The organism is Streptomyces sp. NPDC004561 (assembly GCF_053602155.1).
Window position 1 is genome coordinate 1 of sequence record NZ_JBSGDB010000192.1, and the last position, 15,771, is coordinate 15,771.

Below are 15,771 nucleotides of genomic sequence, written 5' to 3' on the forward strand. Positions count from 1 at the left end.
AACTGGTGGAGGTGACCGGTACTAATAGGCCGAGGGCTTGTCCTCAGTTGCTCGCGTCCACTGTGTTGGTTCTGAAACCACGAACAGCCCCATGTCCCACTTCAGTGACGGCCTCAGCTGGCCCGGCTGGCCGCGTTAGCTCTGCCGCATCTTGGCGGCCAGCTTCTCCGCGGCGCCCTCCCAGGCGTCGCGGCCGGTCAGGGCCTTCTCCTTGGCCTCCAGGTTGCCGTCCTCGTCGTACTTGGCCGGCTCGACAAGGGTGCCGTGGAAGGTAGTGCCGGCCCGGGTGAAGTCGATCGCGGCGGCCGCCTTCATTGCCTGCTCGATGGTCACGTTGGTGCCGTGGGTGACCTCACGCACGGCTGCGGCCAGGGCGTACAGGACATTGGCGCTGGTGAGCCACGTGGTCTCGCGCAGCTTGACCATCCCGCTCGGGACCGACAGGGCCGTGACCACGTCGGGCAACGTGCCGAACCCGGTCCAGAAATCGATCATCTTCTGGAGCGAGTCGTCATGACCGGTGGTGGCGATCTCGACCGCGACGGCCTCGTCCCAGGCCCGGGACGAACGGGGACCGGTCCCGACCAGCAGCGTGCCCGTGGCGTACCGCAGGGTCTTGAACCCCGTCAGCTTCGGCGAGAGCTTGCCGGGCGAGTCAGTGAGGAACTCGATCCGCTTGCCCCCCTCGAAGACCGGCACCCGCCCGCCCTTGAGTACCTCCTCCAGCAGCATCTTGTTGATCGCCTGACGGCGGTCCATCGACTGCGCAATCGAGGCGTTAAGCGGCTTGGCGTTCTGCTGCAGGTCGGTGAAGTCCTGTGCCCGACGCGCCTGGTCGTCGTCCAGTACGACGTTCACCGGCTGGCCGTTCTCCTGCAGCCGACGGAGGACGTCGTCACCGTGACGGTGGGCCTCGATGACGTCGCCGAAGGCAGAGGTGCGGTGACCGCCGTCGCCCACCTTGGCCTTCGCTCCCGGCCGCACGTAGAGCGTACCCATGCTGATCGGCGCCTCGGGGTCGTCCGCCACGAACTCGGCGTCGTCCGGGCTGTAGTACACCAGAACCGAGTTGAGGACGTAGTCCTCCGTCTCCTCGATGTACTTGGCGATGGCCTGCCGGTGGTTCTTGTCCTCCTTGCGGTTGGTGCCGGTCCCCTGCAGCGGGTCCCAATTCTCGCGGTCGCCGACGGTACCGACGTAGGTGACCGGGCTCATCACGGTGGTCACCATCTGCCGGCTGCCCATCTTGTAGCCGATGGCCGGGTAGGCGACGCGCCCGTAGGGGATCTTCGGCCGCGACGGCGTAGCGGCCGCGCCACCGGCCTCCGTGCTCTCTTCCACGTTGCTTCCTTTACTTGCGGACGTTGGTTACGTCCGATACCGAGGAAGCTACGCGAGATTTTTCACGTAGGCAACTGTGATTGCAGCGTACAGATAGGCGCTACGTGGCATCGGATGCTCTGTGTGCCCTTCGGCTGCCGTAGGACTCACGCCGGTGTATCGGCTGACAGCTCAGGGCGTGACGGGCTGGCGGAGGGGTGACGGAGTTGGGGTCCCGCTGCCCCCACCCGGCCCCCGGCGACGGTGTGCTGCACGAAAACCGCAGGTCGTACACGCTGGGTGGAGCCCGCTGTAGATCTGTCGAGTGCTGGTCCACTCTCTCTGCAAGGAAACGATCGTCACGAAGGCCACCGCGAGGGCCGCCAGTACCGAAGCCCGTCATCGGGCCCTGGTTGCCGGGGCGGAGGCCGCATTCCGCCCCGTGGTGACGGTTGCGCCTGGCATGATCGTCAATCAGCCAAGTCGATAGTCGGGGTGGGGGCATGCCTGTAAACCGGTGGTGGAGACGAGATCCGAGCGAACGTTACTGGCTGGAGATCACAAACCGCGACGATATCGGCACCAATCTGCTTGCGCCGCAGGTCAACGACCAGGGTGGGGAGTACTGGTCGTACGCCCTGGTCCGTGAGGTGCGGCCTGGAGACCTGGTCCTGCATTGGGACAAGAACCATGGGCCGGGTGTCGTTGGCTACTCCCACGTGCTGGGCGAGCCGTTCGCGTCCACTATCACGTGGCAGAGCCGGGGTACGTACGGCCGCCAAAGGAATGCGTCGGAACCAGAGGCTGCCTGGCAGGCGCCGCTGGGCGGGTACCGGCAGTTGAAACAGCCGGTCACACAGGCACGTCTGCGGGAGATCGAATCTCGCATCCGGTCGCTGCGCGACCACCTCACAGAGTCAGTCGAAGGTCCGGTCTACTTCCCCTTCGCCTTGTCCGAGACCCGGCCTCTTCGAGCAGCGCAGGGCTATCTCACCAAACTGCCCAAAGCGTTGGTCGAGGAGCTTCCTGAGCTGCTGGAGCTGCGCCAGACAGCCATCTCTGAACCTCATGAACCAGACGTACCTGACAGTCCATCCACATCCCGGACCAAGCCGGCAGGGGCCACCGGGTATGGGAGGCAGCAAGACGCCCGACGACGACGGGCCGTGGAACGCTACGCAATGGATCTGGTGCTCGATCACTACCGTTCACTGGGCTACGAAGCGGAAGACGTCGGTGACCGCTCGCCATGGGATATCACCGTCCGAAGAGACGGAACTGAGACGCACATTGAGGTGAAAGGCAGCACCACCAGCCGGGAGGCAATCGACCTCACGGAAGGCGAGGTCCGCCACGCTGAAGGTGTCAGCACCCACCTGATAGTGATAGATCAGATTGATCTTGACGAAGACCTCCGCTGTCATGGCGGGCGTTGGCGCACGTGGGCTGACTGGGCGCCGAGGCGTGAGGAGCTTGTGGCTACCGCCTACCGCTACCCCTTGCCGGAGGGCGGACGGGCGGAGCGCCCGCAGCGGTAGCCGCCGCCGCAATCGCCGGTTCTCTGCATGAGGAGGACCGGGCCCGGGTCGGCGGTTGAGGTGGATGCGGGCCCGGTAACCGGTGGTCCGGGTCATTTCTGTAGGCCCCTACCGTGTGGTATCAACGCAAGTTGACGCCTCCACAGAAGGAACGCCGATGCCCGCCAGGACTCGCGTGACGATCATCGCCATCGCCACAGGCGCTATCGCTCTCATCGTCGCTCTGCTACCCGTTTCCTTCACTACGATGACGGGTCTTGTTGGTGAAGAGACGGAAACAACCATTCCCTGTGGGCCCGCACTCTCTGCTGCGTTCCACAGATATCCCGGTTGCCAGGACGCCGCATCCCCCTACCTAATCGTGGCGGTCCTCATCGCCGCTGCTGGCGCCGTCTGGGCTGCTGTCGAGGTTGCGAAGAAGGAGAAGTGACACCGACTGTGCGGACAATCGGTACTGCGGCCGGTCGCCGATCTCGGCATCCTTCCCGCCCGCCCGACAAGCAAGCCGGTTCAGATGTCACCCCATCGTGTATCAGACCCCGCAAGCCAATGGTCGAGTCGGCTTGGCGCGGGTTTCATCCCTCCATGTCCGCACAGAGGCGCCGCAGCACCGCCGTGCGGGAGAGCTCGCTCAACGGCTGGCGGGTGACTCTCGCCACTCCTTGTACGAGATGCTCAGCTGGGTGCGTGCGTAAGGGGGGAGGCCGTCACCAAAGCCCCGCAGCTTTTCGTAAATCCTTTTCAAGTCTCCCTCAATCGGGAAGTGTCCAAACTCAATGGCCATCACGAGGACGTCTTCTACCGTGATGATTTCAAGATCACGCTCGGCTGCAAGGGCTTGACCACCCTGGTCGTCGATTGCAACGAGCACCTCGTGACCTTGATCCTGGAAGTGCACTCCATGCGCCACTACGACCGCTTCACCCAGATCTTTGGATTCCCGTAATGCATCTTCGAGCTGACGTCCGCGCACGTCCTCAAACACTTCAACCACGCGGGTGGGTGCCGTCCGGGCCTCAAGGGCAGGGAGAACCCGGACGTGCTGACTCCGCTCCAGCCGGCTCCAGCGGAGCTTCAGCCCGCGATACTTCCGGTCCTTGCGAGCCACTTCATCGCAGACCTCCTGAGGTACGAGGAGCGTCAACTCGGCCTTCTCCAGAACGTCCACGAGCAGTCGGTGGAGGTTGGCCCCCACGAAATGCACACAAATGACCGCATCCAGGATGCAAACCGACTCTCGCTGCTCCGGCGAAGCAGCTTCTTCGGATGCATCCTCGCGCTTCTTGGGCAAGCCCCCCCACCCTTCGACGTCCCTCCGCCGAGACTACTCTACTCGTCCTTTGCTCGACCGCGCGCAACCAACCGGGAAAGATTGGCGCGCTTGGGACGCGGCGGGTTGGGGATTATCCCAGCCTCTCGAAGCTTTTCCTCGGCTTCCTCCGGTTTGCGACCTTCAAGCATAGCCAAGGCGCGGACCCCAATAAAGTTCTGCCGGTACGCCTCGACGGCGCGCTCAAGGATGCGTCGAGGTGCCCGCACAGCTTGGGCTGCCTCTTGCTCCTGCTCATACGCAGGGCCCCAGCCATACCGCTGAGCCAACTGAGCCCCCGTTGGCCCCCAGAGCTCCTTCTTTTGCTCGGCCGTAATTATCCCCATTGATTCCAGCTGAATGAGAATGACGGGGAAGCTCACCCGGAAGTGCCGAGCCAGGAGGGCAGCAGTACGTTCGCTGATCCCGTCCTTTGTGGGAGAACGCTCACTGGAGAGCCACGCTTTAATACCTTCCTCTGGGGCCAAGAGGTGGCGGGCGAAAGCATCAGCTCGTTTCTCACCTGGTGTTCTTGCACCGTCTAGTTCATGCACTTGGGTGCCATCGCTCCACAGCAGGTGCCCAAGCTCGTGAGCAAAACTGAACCGCTGCCTTTCTGGCACATCACATACACGAACGGCAATTAGAGTCGTCTCGCGTACTGGATCCGTGGCGGTGAACCCGTCTGCCGTCCTCGGCAGGTTTAGGACTGCTGTGTCCACTCCGGTGAGCTGCTCGATCAACTCATCCACGTCAGCAATGGGTGCACAGCCTAGATTGAGCGCCGCTCGCACCCGATGAGCTAGCTCCCTAGCTTGCTGCTCCCGCGGTAGATCCTCATCCGGCAGGGGCAGGCGGCCCTCGGGCTTCCGTTGCTGTGTCGCCTGCGCCCCAAGCTTGTCCAGGCGAGCGTCAAGCTCTAGTACTCCAAGGGTGCGCCGAAGCGCTTCCTCGCGCTCCGTCGCAACCGTTTCGTTGATTCTCGCTGCGATCTGCACCCTCTGGCGCACAGGGTCACCGCTGGTCAGCAGTCGCACAGGGATGTCGAGCGCAACCGCGAGACGATCTAGCTCAACGAGAGTTACGTTGGAGCGAGCGCCGTTCTCGATGCGAGTCAGGGTCGGTTGGGAGAGCTGGGCGCGTGCTGCGAGCTCACGCTGGTTGAGTCCAGCGCGCTCACGTTCGCGGCGGATCCGCTCCCCCACAAGCACGAGATCCACGTAGCACCTCCTTCTGAATCTATTCTACTGACCTGATTCACGATGGCCAGTGGTATGTGTATCACCATCCACTGACAAGAGCGCCCTCCGCCCGCATTGGGCCACAGGGCGAGCGGCCCTGGGACCTCCCGTCTGACCTGCAGGTTCGCCAAAGCCTCGGGCTGCAAGACCTGGCGCGCGCCATTGGGGCGGCTGGGTGACTCAACGCCTTCCTCAATGAAAAACGCAGGACACCTGGCCGCAGAGACAGACTGCCGTCACTCTGGCTCCATTGGCGCTGGCACCAGCGCCCACCGTTAGCAGCAGCGATGCGGCAGGACTGTCGGGGTCGTTCGTCGTCGCTGGCGCAGGCAGCGTTTGGGACGGGGGAGGCCGGCGCGCTGCGGCCTTGCGGTCCAGCGAAGCGCCATTCCTTGCCTCCCATTGAGGGGCGTGAAGCGGCTGCCAACGGAGCGTGCCACTCTCTTGCCAGAAGGTAGGGGTGGACTCCGGGGGAGCCAGGCTGCAGCAATGAGTAGGGCCAGCGCCAGCAAAGGTGGGCAATCCGTGGGGGGGCGCTGTAAGACTGCTGGGCTCCCGACCCAGGGTGGGTCGGCAGTCCTAGGCAGGGGGGCAGCGGTAGCCAATGACCATGACGAGTGCGCAGCTGTCTGCCGCGTGCTTGTGGCGTGCTGGCTGGGCAAGCCCAGATGCCCAACTGCATCCTCGCCCGTAGGTCGGCTCTGCTGTCGTACGCTGCGCCAGCGATCAAGATGCCAGGGGGGTACATGCCATCTAAGGGCGAAGCACGCTCTGTGCAAGCGATCTCGAACATGCGAGTCGCCGCCAGTGAGTACCTGGAGGTGTTGGAACGAGCTGAGGACGCCACAGTCGGTAGGGAAGCATGGCTGGAGTTTGCTGCGGAGCTGGGGGGCTTGTCGGCCCGTCTCCGCGACGGACTGAACGAAGCGAACAAGGGCCTTGGTATCGCGTCGGCGCGCGAGGCCATACTGCTCTACCTGCGTCGCCATGTGGGCGAACCGGTGCCGGCCGATCATCTCGCCGGCGTCTCGGGCATTGTGGAGTGGGCTAGGCGAGTGCGGGAACTGCGAGTGGAGTTTGGCTGGCCGGTCGAATCTGGCGTCACCCGCGATGACCTTCCCTATGACCACTACCGGCTGACGGCGGACGAACCGGATGAGGACCTGGCGGACCGCTGGCGAGTGGCCAAGGAAGCACGAACGCTCAAGAAGCCCGGAGGTAAGGATGCTGCTGGCCGCGCCAGGCTCCTCCACTACCTCCAGGCGATCTCCCCACGCCCCGCAGACAAGGAGCAGCTCGCCTACGTGGCCAAGATTCAAGAGTGGCCGCGTCGTCTGCGTGAGCTGGAAGAAGAGGGCTGGCAGATCATCTCCAACGTCGATGATCCGACCCTTCCGCCAGGGTCGTACAGGCTCCCGACGCTGGAGAAGCGGCCGCCGCGCGTCCGAGAGGCGATCAAGCTTCGCTACAAGATCCTCGACAGAGACAAGCGCACCTGTCAGGACTGCGGGCGGACTCCAGCGCAGGGTGCCTCGCTACAGATTCATCACGTTCTGCCAGTGCACAAGGGCGGCAAGAACGACGAGGAGAATCTGATCACGCTCTGCATTCAGTGCCACGGGGGACGGCACGCCCTCATGGGGGGTGCCCCGAAGGATGAGTTGCTCAACCCGGAGTACGAGGCAGACCTGCGAGACGTCTAGAACGTCATACAAGTCCGTCGAGCCGCGGGAGACCGACACAGCACTGGGTTGTCAGTGGTCACAGGTACGCTCCCAGAGCGCTGCACTGCAAAGTGCGGCGCTTGGAACGCCACCCTGATGCTCTGGAGATCACGTGCAACCAGTCAAGATCGTCGACTTGTTCGCCGGCCCTGGTGGCGTGGACGTGGCTGCTGAGAAATTGGGAGTGCCCACGATCGGCATTGAATGGGATGCGGACGCCTGCGAGACCCGCATCGCTGCTGGCCTGGCCACAGTCCAGGACGACGTGCGGCGCTACGGTCCGGCCGACTTCCCGGACGCAGACGTGCTCGCCGGTGGCCCGCCCTGCCAGACGTTCACAGTCGCAGGCAATGGGGCGGGCCGTAAGGCCCTCGATGACGTCCTCAAATTTGTTGACCAAATGACGGCTCGCGTCGACCGCGAGCAGATCGTCAGTGATCTCGCGAACCTCGATGACGAGCGGACTGGCCTCGTCCTGGAACCCCTTCGATGGATCTTGGAAGCCATCGATGTGCAGAAGAAGCCCTACGAGGCGATCGTCCTTGAGCAGGTGCCTGCGGTGCTCCCTGTATGGGAGGCGTACGCCCGAGCTCTCCGGAACGAGGGTTACTCGGTTGACTATGGACTCTTGCTCACGGAGGCCTACGGCGTTCCGCAGACGCGGAAGCGGGCGGTACTGATCGCGCGCAAGGGGGAGCACGACGTGAAGCTGCCCGCCCCTACCCATCGGACCTACCGCAAGGGGGTCCCGCGTGACGCCGGCGACGCGTCGAAGGAGCCCTGGCGCACCATGGGCGACGTAATCGATCGAGGAACGCCCTTCGAAGTCATCTCGAATTACGGAACCGGCGGTGACCCAAAACTGCGTGGGCGCAGGTCCTCGTACCAGCCCTCTGCCACTGTGACTGGCAAGATTCGCCGCAACCGTGTCGTCTCCCTCGACGGAACCGAACTGGACCGGTTCAACCACTCCGAGGCCGGACGTCTTCAGACGTTTCCTGCCGACTACCCATGGTCTGGTCGCGACATCGGACAGCAGATCGGAAACGCAGTTCCGCCGCGGCTGGCGGTTCACGTCTTGAGCGCCGCATTCGACTGGTCTCCTCCGAGTGAGGAGCTTCTGGCGAAGCTTGATTGGTGGCGCCGTCTGCCGGCGCAAGCCGTGTCCGCGCCTGACGATGAGGTGCTGGTGGGGGCATAGCGTTCAGGCCGCCATCGGTGGCGCTGCTGGGGCACTGGAGCCGCCGGGGCCACGTCCTCCTCGGACCTCAGCGTCTCGCGGGCGGCGGTAACGGCACATCATCATGCCGAACGTGCGAAGCTCCGGCAGGGACTACGCCGCTCGCCACCACCAGCGATACTGAGGGGGGACCGGGGTGACGTCTTCCTCGGACCGCAGCATGGTGCGAGCCTCGTGAACGAGTGTATTCAGAGCTGCGTGGAACTTCCGCCTGTCACTGGACCGCAGGTTCCGGATGTAGTCATCCGACTTGTCATGGTTGGCAACCAGATAATAGACGTGCTCGTCAGACAGCCCTGGCACGAGATTACTGAGCGCCTCCGACCGGCTTGGGTCTCCTTCACCCCATCCAAGGATTCGGGCTATCTCGGCTGCTCGGTCGTCACCATCGATGGTGAGCTGAGCCAGTGCCTGTCTGGCATGCAGGACGGGGGCGTAATGGTGAGTCGTAACTTCGAAGTTGGTCGCAGCATGCGTCAGCTCGCCCGCTGCCTTCGCGACGTCCTTCGTGACGATGAGACGCACCTCCGCCCACAGCAAGGACATCTCCTCGGAAGTCTCACCTATTTGATCCGCTAGCTCCTCGTTTTCAACGTTCCATAGGCGGCTGCACTTCTGATACAGGCTGTTGGCGCTCCGTATCAGCTCGGCGACCTGCTTCTGACGGACGGTCCACAGCGCCGCCACCCGCTGAGCCTCCGCCGCGATCTCCGCCGCCTCACGAGCTGCTGCCGCCTGAGCTCTACCGGCATTTGCCTGTATCTTCGCACCGACCACGCCAGCGATGACGGCGATGGCCGCCACCAGGGCAGCGGCTATCTCGGGGTTCTTCTCGAAGTACCTCCACACGTCCACCGGCACATCATGCCGAACTCTGGCGCTCCGCCTCCCAGGTGCAGCGGCCCGGGTGATCCTGCGGGCCGGAGCGCCATTCGGTGCTGACCGCCTCGGCGTCACGGCTGGACCCCTTGCCGCACACGTCGAGGATGCGGCTCTCGCCGATTGACGACCGTGCCCGCCGGGGTGAGGTTCGTCGAACCCGACTGAGTGCCTGCTGCCAGACTTCAGTGCGTGACGATACAGATGGGTCTGCCGTTCCCGCAGGATGCTGCTCAGGCTGGCATGCAGGAGTCGCGAGCGTTGGCGGCGAAGCACTCGCGCCGCAACTCGTACCGCACCTGGGATCTCCCGCGTGAGGCCATGAGCAAGATGCCGCGCGAGTGGCGCATCCAGTCCAGTCTTACGCAACAAGCCCCCGATGACCTAGCCCCGTTCGTGGGCTGGTTTTACAACCAGCCAGAGGCGCGAGAGCGCTTCCGATGGGCGCTCCGCGACTCCCTCGATGAGCTGCTCGATGGCCAGCGGACGGGACGATGGGCGTACCAGCACCTGACGAAGACCGAGAAGACGTATCTCGGCACGGCCGTCGAGGTGAACCTCACCAAGGAGTTCGCCATCGACAACGGTGCAGACCTCGACTGGTCCATCGCTGGCCTCGACATCGACTGCAAGTTCTCCAAGGATCTCGGCGGCTGGGAAATACCGATGGAGATGTATCTGTGCGCCGACCACGGCGAGCGGAGTGGCCGTGCCGACCATGCTGCCGTCCTGACCTGGATGAACGACGACACGAAGGAGTGGGCCGTCGGCATCGTGCGGATCACCGACGAGCGCCTGCGCTGGAAGAAGGAGCGGGGTGCAAACGGTGATCGCGTCCGTGCATACAACCGAGACAACAAGCGCAAGCTCTCCGACGGCGCCAAGTCCGAGGTCTACTGGCTCTGGGGCGGGCTCCAGACAGATCTGCCGACAAACCTGCTCCGCCACCTGGATCCCAAAACACGCGAAAGGATTCTCACTGCACCGCCAGGTCGATCCTCATCGGGCCAGGAGCGGATGAATCAGCTATTCCGTGAGGTGCAGGACCAGCTCGTTGGAAGACAAACCGTGTTGACCGTCGGCCAGCAGGACGATTCGCCGAAGCGAGCCCGAGACGCACGTATACGCCTGCGTCCGGAAGGCATCGTCGTGCTGGGTCACTCACGACCACACCCGCACGTCGCCCGTGCGCTCAGATTGCCGGTACCGATCAAGGGCGAGTGGATCTCTACCCGCCTTGTTCCTGTCTCACATGACGATGCGCGACCAAAGTTCTCACTGGACGGCCAGCGCTGGGCGCGCGCTCGCGAAGATGAGCCGCTGCTCCATCCAGCACCCGATCTTCATGACAAGCTAAAGATCGATGAGCAGCACCTTGACCTGGCTCTGGTTTCCCCAGGCGTCCCCCAGCCAAGGGCGGCACACGGAACGCCGCAGGTCGAAGGCGATGAACGGAGCCCGCTGTAAATCTGCCGACCGCGCCAACCGGGCCGTCTCCGGGCCGTCTGAGGGCGGCCGGTGACGACCTCAGACGACCAACAACGACCAGGGCGGCCCGGCGTCCTGCCGGGCCGTCTTGCTGCGTCCGCCCAGCTAAACCCAGGTGTCCAGCCACATCCGCGACCGCCAGGAGTCGATCGGGATCGCGGTGCCGGTGTAGAGGGGCCAGAAGTAGATGAAGTTCCAGGCGATCAGCAGGACCAGCACACCGGCCGCCGACGCGCCGACCACCCGGCGGGTGTCGCCGGAGCCGGGCGGGCCGACGATCGCGCCGATCATCATGGCCACCGCCAGACACAGGAACGGCAGGAAGACGACCGCGTAGAAGAGGAAGATCGTCCGCTCCTGGTACAGGAACCAGGGCAGGTACCCGGCGGCGATCCCGCAGGCGATGGCGCCGGCCCGCCAGTCGCGGCGGAACGCCCAGCGCCACAGCACGTACAGGATCGCGAAGCAGGCCGCCCACCACAGCAGCGGAGTGCCGATCGCCAGCACCTCACGGGCGCACTTCTGGCCCGCGTCCGCCGGGCAGCCGTCGGCGCCCGGGTTCGGCGACTCGTAGAAGTACGACACGGGGCGGCCCAGCACGATCCAGCTCCACGGGTTGGACTGGTAGGTGTGCGGGGACGTCAGGCCGACGTGGAACTTGTACACCTCGTGCTCGTAGTGCCACAGGCTGCGCAGCCAGTCCGGCAGGAAGGTCCAGCTGCCGCCCCTGCCGTCGGTGGCCGCCCAGTTGCGGAAGTAGCCGCCGGTGCCGTCGGTCGGGGACAGGATCCAGCCGGTCCAGGACAGCAGGTAGACGGCGATCACCACCGGAACCGTCGCCAGGAACGTGATGCCGGTGTCGTACTTGAGCGCCGCGGCGTACGGGTGGCGGGCGCCGGCCACCTTGCGCGCGCCGACGTCCCACAGCACCGCCATCACGGCGAACGCGACCAGGATGTACAGGCCGTTCCACTTCGTGCCGATGGCCAGGCCCAGCATCAGCCCGGCCGCCCAGCGCCAGGGGCGCAGACCGAACCGGAAGGTGTCCGCGACACGCTCGTCCGGTCGGACCCGCCCGTCGGGGTCCTCGGGCAGGGCGGCGGCCAGTCTCTCCCGTGACCGGTCCCGGTCGACGAGCAGACAGCCGAACGCGGCCACCACGAAGAACATCAGCACGCCGTCGAGCAGCGAGGTCCGGCTCATCACGAAGTGCAGGCCGTCCACCGCCATCAGCGCACCCGCCAGGCAGCCGAGGAACGTCGAGCGGAACATCCGGCGCCCGATCCGGCACAGCAGCAGCACGGAGAGCGTCCCCAGCAGCGCGGTCATGAACCGCCAGCCGAACGGGTCGAACCCGAACATCAGCTCGCCGAGGCCGATCACGTACTTGCCGACCGGCGGGTGCACGACATAGGCCGCGTCCGTCGGGATCGCGAGGTGGCCGTGCGTCTGGAGGACCAGGTCGTTGGCGTTCTTGTCCCAGTTGACCTCGAACCCGCGGTGCACGAGCGCCCACGCGTCCTTGGCGTAGTACGTCTCGTCGAATATCACCGCGCGCGGGCTGCCCAGGTTCCAGAACCGCATCAGGCCCGCCATCAGCGTCACCAGCAGCGGCCCGCCCCAGCCGGCCCAGCGTGTGATCCGCTCGGCCAGGACGGGCGACGCGCCGAGGGTCTGCCACAGCCGGGGACTCGGCTGGACATAGGGGGGCGCCAACCGGTCCCGTACGTCGCCCGAGGGCGCGTCCTTCGCCGGTACGTACCCGAATCGGCGCAGCCGCTGCTGCCACGACGGCCGCCGGTCGTGCGGCGCCTGGCCCTGCCGGAGGTCCATGGAGGACGCGGTACTGGTCACCGCGCCATCGTAGGGAACCGTTCTGTGGGAGTCCCGTGCATGTGCGGTAAGGACGGGGATGCCGTCGTTTTCCTCCAGCCTCCGGAGCCCTGCGAGGATGGGCGTGTGACTGGAACCCTTGTCCTGGCAGGTACCCCCATCGGCGACATCGCGGACGCGCCGCCCCGGCTCGCCGAGGAGCTGGCGGGCGCCGACGTGGTCGCCGCGGAGGACACCCGGCGGCTGCGCCGGCTCACCCAGGCGCTGGGCGTCACGCCCAAGGGCCGCGTGGTGTCGTACTTCGAGGGCAACGAGGCGGCCCGCACGCCCGAGCTGGTCGAGGACCTGCTCGGCGGCGCGCGCGTGCTGCTCGTGACCGACGCCGGCATGCCCTCGGTCTCCGACCCCGGATACCGGCTGGTCGCGGCCGCCGTCGAGAAGGACGTCCGGGTCACCGCCGTGCCCGGGCCGTCCGCCGTGCTCACCGCGCTCGCCCTGTCCGGGCTGCCCGTCGACCGGTTCTGCTTCGAGGGCTTCCTGCCGCGCAAGGCCGGGGAGCGGCTGTCCCGGCTGCGGGAGGTCGCGGGGGAGCGGCGCACGCTGGTCTACTTCGAGGCGCCGCACCGGCTCGACGACACCCTCGCCGCCATGGCAGAGGTCTTCGGCGCGGACCGGCGGGCCGCCGTCTGCCGGGAGCTGACCAAGACGTACGAGGAGGTACGGCGCGGCCCGCTGGCCGAGCTGGCGCAGTGGGCCGCCGAGGGGGTCCGAGGGGAGATCACCGTCGTGGTCGAGGGCGCCCCCGAGGCCGGGCCCGAGGAACTCGACGCCGGGGAGCTGGTCCGCCGGGTCCGGGTGCGCGAGGAGGCGGGCGAGCGCCGCAAGGAGGCCATCGCGGCCGTGGCGGCGGAGGCGGGGCTGCCGAAGCGGGTGGTCTTCGACGCCGTGGTGGCCGCGAAGCGTTCGGGTGAGTGAACGGAGCGTGTTCGGCGACGCACTGTGAGGTACGGCCGCCGCGGCCGGGCCCGGCTGGCTGAAATGCCCTCTGAGCAGGGGCGTTCTCGGGTGAGCGAATGCCCCATGGGCCGGCAAAAGGCTGTCGCCGATGGCAAAGCCCGGCCGTGCCGAACGGGGGTGTTTTGGCAAGGAAGGCCCAAATCGCCTCCAACAGTCGACAGGCCGGATGCATTCGCGCCGGGGGAAGCGTCCACTGGTCAAAGGGACGCACCCGTCCCTCGCCCCAGGGGTTCCGGGGGGAACCCCCGCTTCGGGGCGCTTGTCCAGCGGACAAGAGGAGCTGGCATGAGTGAGACCGCAGGGCAGACCGGCCTTCGGGGTACGGCCTCAGCCGTCGTTCACGAGTCGTATTCGTTCGCCTGCATGCGATGCGGGCACGGCTGGGAGCAGTCGTACGAGATAGAGCACCACACGGACGCCGACGGGCACGAGTTCGTGCTGTACGTGGCCGACGGCCGGGTCGTGCCGTCGCCGTTGCGCCGGCCCGGCTGCCAGAACTGCGACGGCCATGTCGTGCGGATCATGCGCGCCGGGCAGGTCTCGTCGGTCCGTGGCGCGGCCCAGTCGCACCACCACAGCGCGCCGCAGGCCGGACCGGTCGAGGTGCCGCAGGTGCCGGCCGCGGCCGGGTCCGCCACCGAGGCCGCCGCGTCCGGCGAGCACCACCACTGGCATCTGTCCGATCTCCTCCACGCCTTCCAGCGCAAGGCGGGCTGAGGCCCGCGCAGACGTTCGATCGCGTGCCTCTTCCGTAGGATCGGGGCATGCCTTCGAACGCCGGCCAGAGCCCCAAGGGCGACAAGAACGCGGCGCCGCCGCTGCCGGCACCCCTGCGGGTGCCCGTCGCCGACTCCCACACCCACCTCGACATGCAGTCCGGCACCGTCGAGGAGGGCCTCGCGAAGGCCGCGTCGGTGGGGGTCACGACGGTCGTCCAGGTCGGTTGCGACGTGGCCGGCTCCCGGTGGGCCGCGCAGACCGCGGCGGCGTACGGGAACGTGCACGCCGCCGTCGCCCTCCACCCCAACGAGGCGCCGCGCATCGTCCACGGCGACCCCGACGGCTGGTCCCGGCAGGGCGCGCGCCGGCCGGGCGGCGACGCGGCTCTCGACGAGGCCCTCGCCGAGATCGACCGGCTCGCCGCCCTGCCCCACGTCAGGGGCGTCGGCGAGACCGGCCTCGACCACTTCCGCACCGGCCCCGAGGGCAAGGCCGCCCAGGAGCGGTCCTTCCGCGCCCACATCGAGATGGCCAAGCGGCACGGCAAGGCGCTCGTCATCCACGACCGCGACGCCCACGCCGACGTGCTGCGCGTGCTGAAGGAGGAGGGCGCGCCCGAGCGGACCGTCTTCCACTGCTACTCCGGCGACGCCGAGATGGCCGAGATCTGCGCCCGCGAGGGCTACTTCATGTCCTTCGCCGGCAACGTCACCTTCAAGAACGCCCAGAACCTGCGCGACGCCCTCGCCGTCGCCCCGCTGGAACTGGTCCTCGTGGAGACCGACGCGCCGTTCCTGACCCCGGCGCCGTACCGCGGACGGCCCAACGCCCCCTATCTCGTTCCGGTCACGGTGCGCGCGATGGCCGCCGTGCGCGGCATCGACGAGGACGCGCTGGCGACGGCCCTGGGCGCGAACACCGCGCGCGCCTTCGATTACCGAGCGTAGAGAGATCGTAACCGCTCGATAACGTTCACGAGGGTGCGACTCTGGCCCTGTCGTGACCTTGGGTAGTCGTGCCGCTTTGGAGAGTGACCGGCCCTCCGCTAGGTTCTGGGGCCCTATCGGGACCCCTCTGGCCCTCTGGAGCGTGCCGGCGTGAGCAACTCGCAGTTCGAGACCTATGAGGCGTACGGCCCGTTCACCCCGCCGCCCGTCGGGTCCGGCGACGCGTGGCCCGTCGACCACGACGCCGAGACGCTCGCGTACGGCGTGCACGACGCGGACACGCTGCCCTACGGCGTGCACGACGCCGCGACGCCGGCCTACGGCGTGTACGACGCGGACAGGCCGGCCTGCAGCGTGCACGACGCGGAGACGGTGGCGTACGGCGTGGCGTCCGGCGCCGGTTACGGCGACGCCTACCGGCCCGCCTACGAGGCGAGGGCGCAGGCGCGGATCTTCACCAGCTCGTACAGCCGGGGGTCCAGTCCCTGCCGGGCGGCGGTGTCCAGGCGGATCAT

13 protein-coding genes and 1 pseudogene are annotated in these 15,771 nt (G+C 66.5%); 8 read left to right on the top strand and 6 right to left on the bottom strand.

Annotation, left to right across the window (positions count from 1 at the left end; all coding sequences use genetic code 11):
- Positions 1-135 precede the first annotated feature (135 nt).
- The gene (locus ACWEN3_RS24010) at positions 136-1,341 is read right to left on the bottom strand and encodes a DNA sulfur modification protein DndB (protein WP_452974551.1); all 1,206 of its coding nucleotides are present in this window, start codon (positions 1,339-1,341) and stop codon (positions 136-138) included.
- A 482-nt stretch (positions 1,342-1,823) separates the two neighbouring features.
- Here ACWEN3_RS24010 and ACWEN3_RS24015 point away from each other — a divergent pair, with 482 nt between their 5' ends.
- Complete coding sequence (locus ACWEN3_RS24015; RefSeq protein WP_452974554.1) at positions 1,824-2,858, top strand: protein NO VEIN domain-containing protein; 1,035 nt, start codon at positions 1,824-1,826, stop codon at positions 2,856-2,858.
- Positions 2,859-3,033: 175 nt separating this feature from the next.
- Positions 3,034-3,288, top strand: a complete 255-nt coding sequence (locus ACWEN3_RS24020; RefSeq protein WP_452974556.1) for a hypothetical protein — start codon at positions 3,034-3,036, stop codon at positions 3,286-3,288.
- Positions 3,289-3,489: 201 nt separating this feature from the next.
- Here the strand turns inward: ACWEN3_RS24020 and ACWEN3_RS24025 are convergent, their stop codons facing one another.
- Together ACWEN3_RS24025 and ACWEN3_RS24030 are read right to left on the bottom strand one after the other, a co-directional pair.
- A complete protein-coding gene (locus ACWEN3_RS24025) occupies positions 3,490-4,149 on the bottom strand; it encodes a hypothetical protein (protein WP_452974559.1) in 660 nt (219 codons plus the stop codon).
- A 38-nt stretch (positions 4,150-4,187) separates the two neighbouring features.
- The gene (locus ACWEN3_RS24030) at positions 4,188-5,387 is read right to left on the bottom strand and encodes a helix-turn-helix domain-containing protein (protein WP_452974562.1); all 1,200 of its coding nucleotides are present in this window, start codon (positions 5,385-5,387) and stop codon (positions 4,188-4,190) included.
- Positions 5,388-6,181: 794 nt separating this feature from the next.
- Between ACWEN3_RS24030 and ACWEN3_RS24035 the strand changes: the two genes are divergently transcribed.
- Together ACWEN3_RS24035 and ACWEN3_RS24040 are read left to right on the top strand one after the other, a co-directional pair.
- Positions 6,182-7,111, top strand: a complete 930-nt coding sequence (locus ACWEN3_RS24035) for an HNH endonuclease (RefSeq protein WP_452974565.1) — start codon at positions 6,182-6,184, stop codon at positions 7,109-7,111.
- A 133-nt stretch (positions 7,112-7,244) separates the two neighbouring features.
- Positions 7,245-8,333, top strand: coding sequence for a DNA cytosine methyltransferase (locus ACWEN3_RS24040; RefSeq protein WP_452974567.1), 1,089 nt, complete (start codon positions 7,245-7,247; stop codon positions 8,331-8,333).
- Positions 8,334-8,465: 132 nt separating this feature from the next.
- Here the strand turns inward: ACWEN3_RS24040 and ACWEN3_RS24045 are convergent, their stop codons facing one another.
- Positions 8,466-9,227 carry a hypothetical protein gene (locus tag ACWEN3_RS24045; RefSeq protein WP_452974570.1) on the bottom strand — a complete coding sequence of 254 codons (762 nt, stop codon included), beginning with the start codon at positions 9,225-9,227 and terminating at the stop codon, positions 8,466-8,468.
- Between the two features lie 216 nt (positions 9,228-9,443).
- Between ACWEN3_RS24045 and ACWEN3_RS24050 the strand changes: the two genes are divergently transcribed.
- A complete protein-coding gene (locus tag ACWEN3_RS24050; RefSeq protein WP_452974573.1) occupies positions 9,444-10,718 on the top strand; it encodes a NaeI family type II restriction endonuclease in 1,275 nt (424 codons plus the stop codon).
- A gap of 126 nt (positions 10,719-10,844) precedes the next feature.
- Here the strand turns inward: ACWEN3_RS24050 and ACWEN3_RS24055 are convergent, their stop codons facing one another.
- Positions 10,845-12,593: a dolichyl-phosphate-mannose--protein mannosyltransferase gene (locus ACWEN3_RS24055; protein ID WP_452974576.1), complete on the bottom strand. Its 1,749-nt coding sequence runs from the start codon at positions 12,591-12,593 to the stop codon at positions 10,845-10,847.
- Between the two features lie 105 nt (positions 12,594-12,698).
- On the opposite strand from ACWEN3_RS24055, the gene rsmI reads away from it, so the two are divergent.
- The 3 genes from rsmI (at position 12,699) to ACWEN3_RS24070 (ending at position 15,256) form a co-directional block, all read left to right on the top strand.
- Complete coding sequence (rsmI, locus tag ACWEN3_RS24060; RefSeq protein WP_452974578.1) at positions 12,699-13,547, top strand: 16S rRNA (cytidine(1402)-2'-O)-methyltransferase; 849 nt, start codon at positions 12,699-12,701, stop codon at positions 13,545-13,547.
- A 327-nt stretch (positions 13,548-13,874) separates the two neighbouring features.
- Positions 13,875-14,306, top strand: coding sequence for a hypothetical protein (locus ACWEN3_RS24065; RefSeq protein WP_452974581.1), 432 nt, complete (start codon positions 13,875-13,877; stop codon positions 14,304-14,306).
- Positions 14,307-14,353: 47 nt separating this feature from the next.
- Positions 14,354-15,256: a TatD family hydrolase gene (locus ACWEN3_RS24070; RefSeq protein WP_452974583.1), complete on the top strand. Its 903-nt coding sequence runs from the start codon at positions 14,354-14,356 to the stop codon at positions 15,254-15,256.
- Positions 15,257-15,690: 434 nt separating this feature from the next.
- On the opposite strand, the pseudogene ACWEN3_RS24075 reads toward ACWEN3_RS24070, so the two are convergent.
- Positions 15,691-15,771, bottom strand: a pseudogene (locus ACWEN3_RS24075) (carboxymuconolactone decarboxylase family protein); the annotation flags it as partial.

What these genes read in the sequence shown, in the direction of transcription:
- ACWEN3_RS24015 (WP_452974554.1), top strand. Translation starts at nt 1,824, where the DNA reads ATGCCTGTAAACCGGTGGTGGAGACGAGATCCGAGCGAACGTTACTGG.
- ACWEN3_RS24065 (WP_452974581.1), top strand. Translation starts at nt 13,875, where the DNA reads ATGAGTGAGACCGCAGGGCAGACCGGCCTTCGGGGTACGGCCTCAGCC.
- ACWEN3_RS24070 (WP_452974583.1), top strand. Translation starts at nt 14,354, where the DNA reads ATGCCTTCGAACGCCGGCCAGAGCCCCAAGGGCGACAAGAACGCGGCG.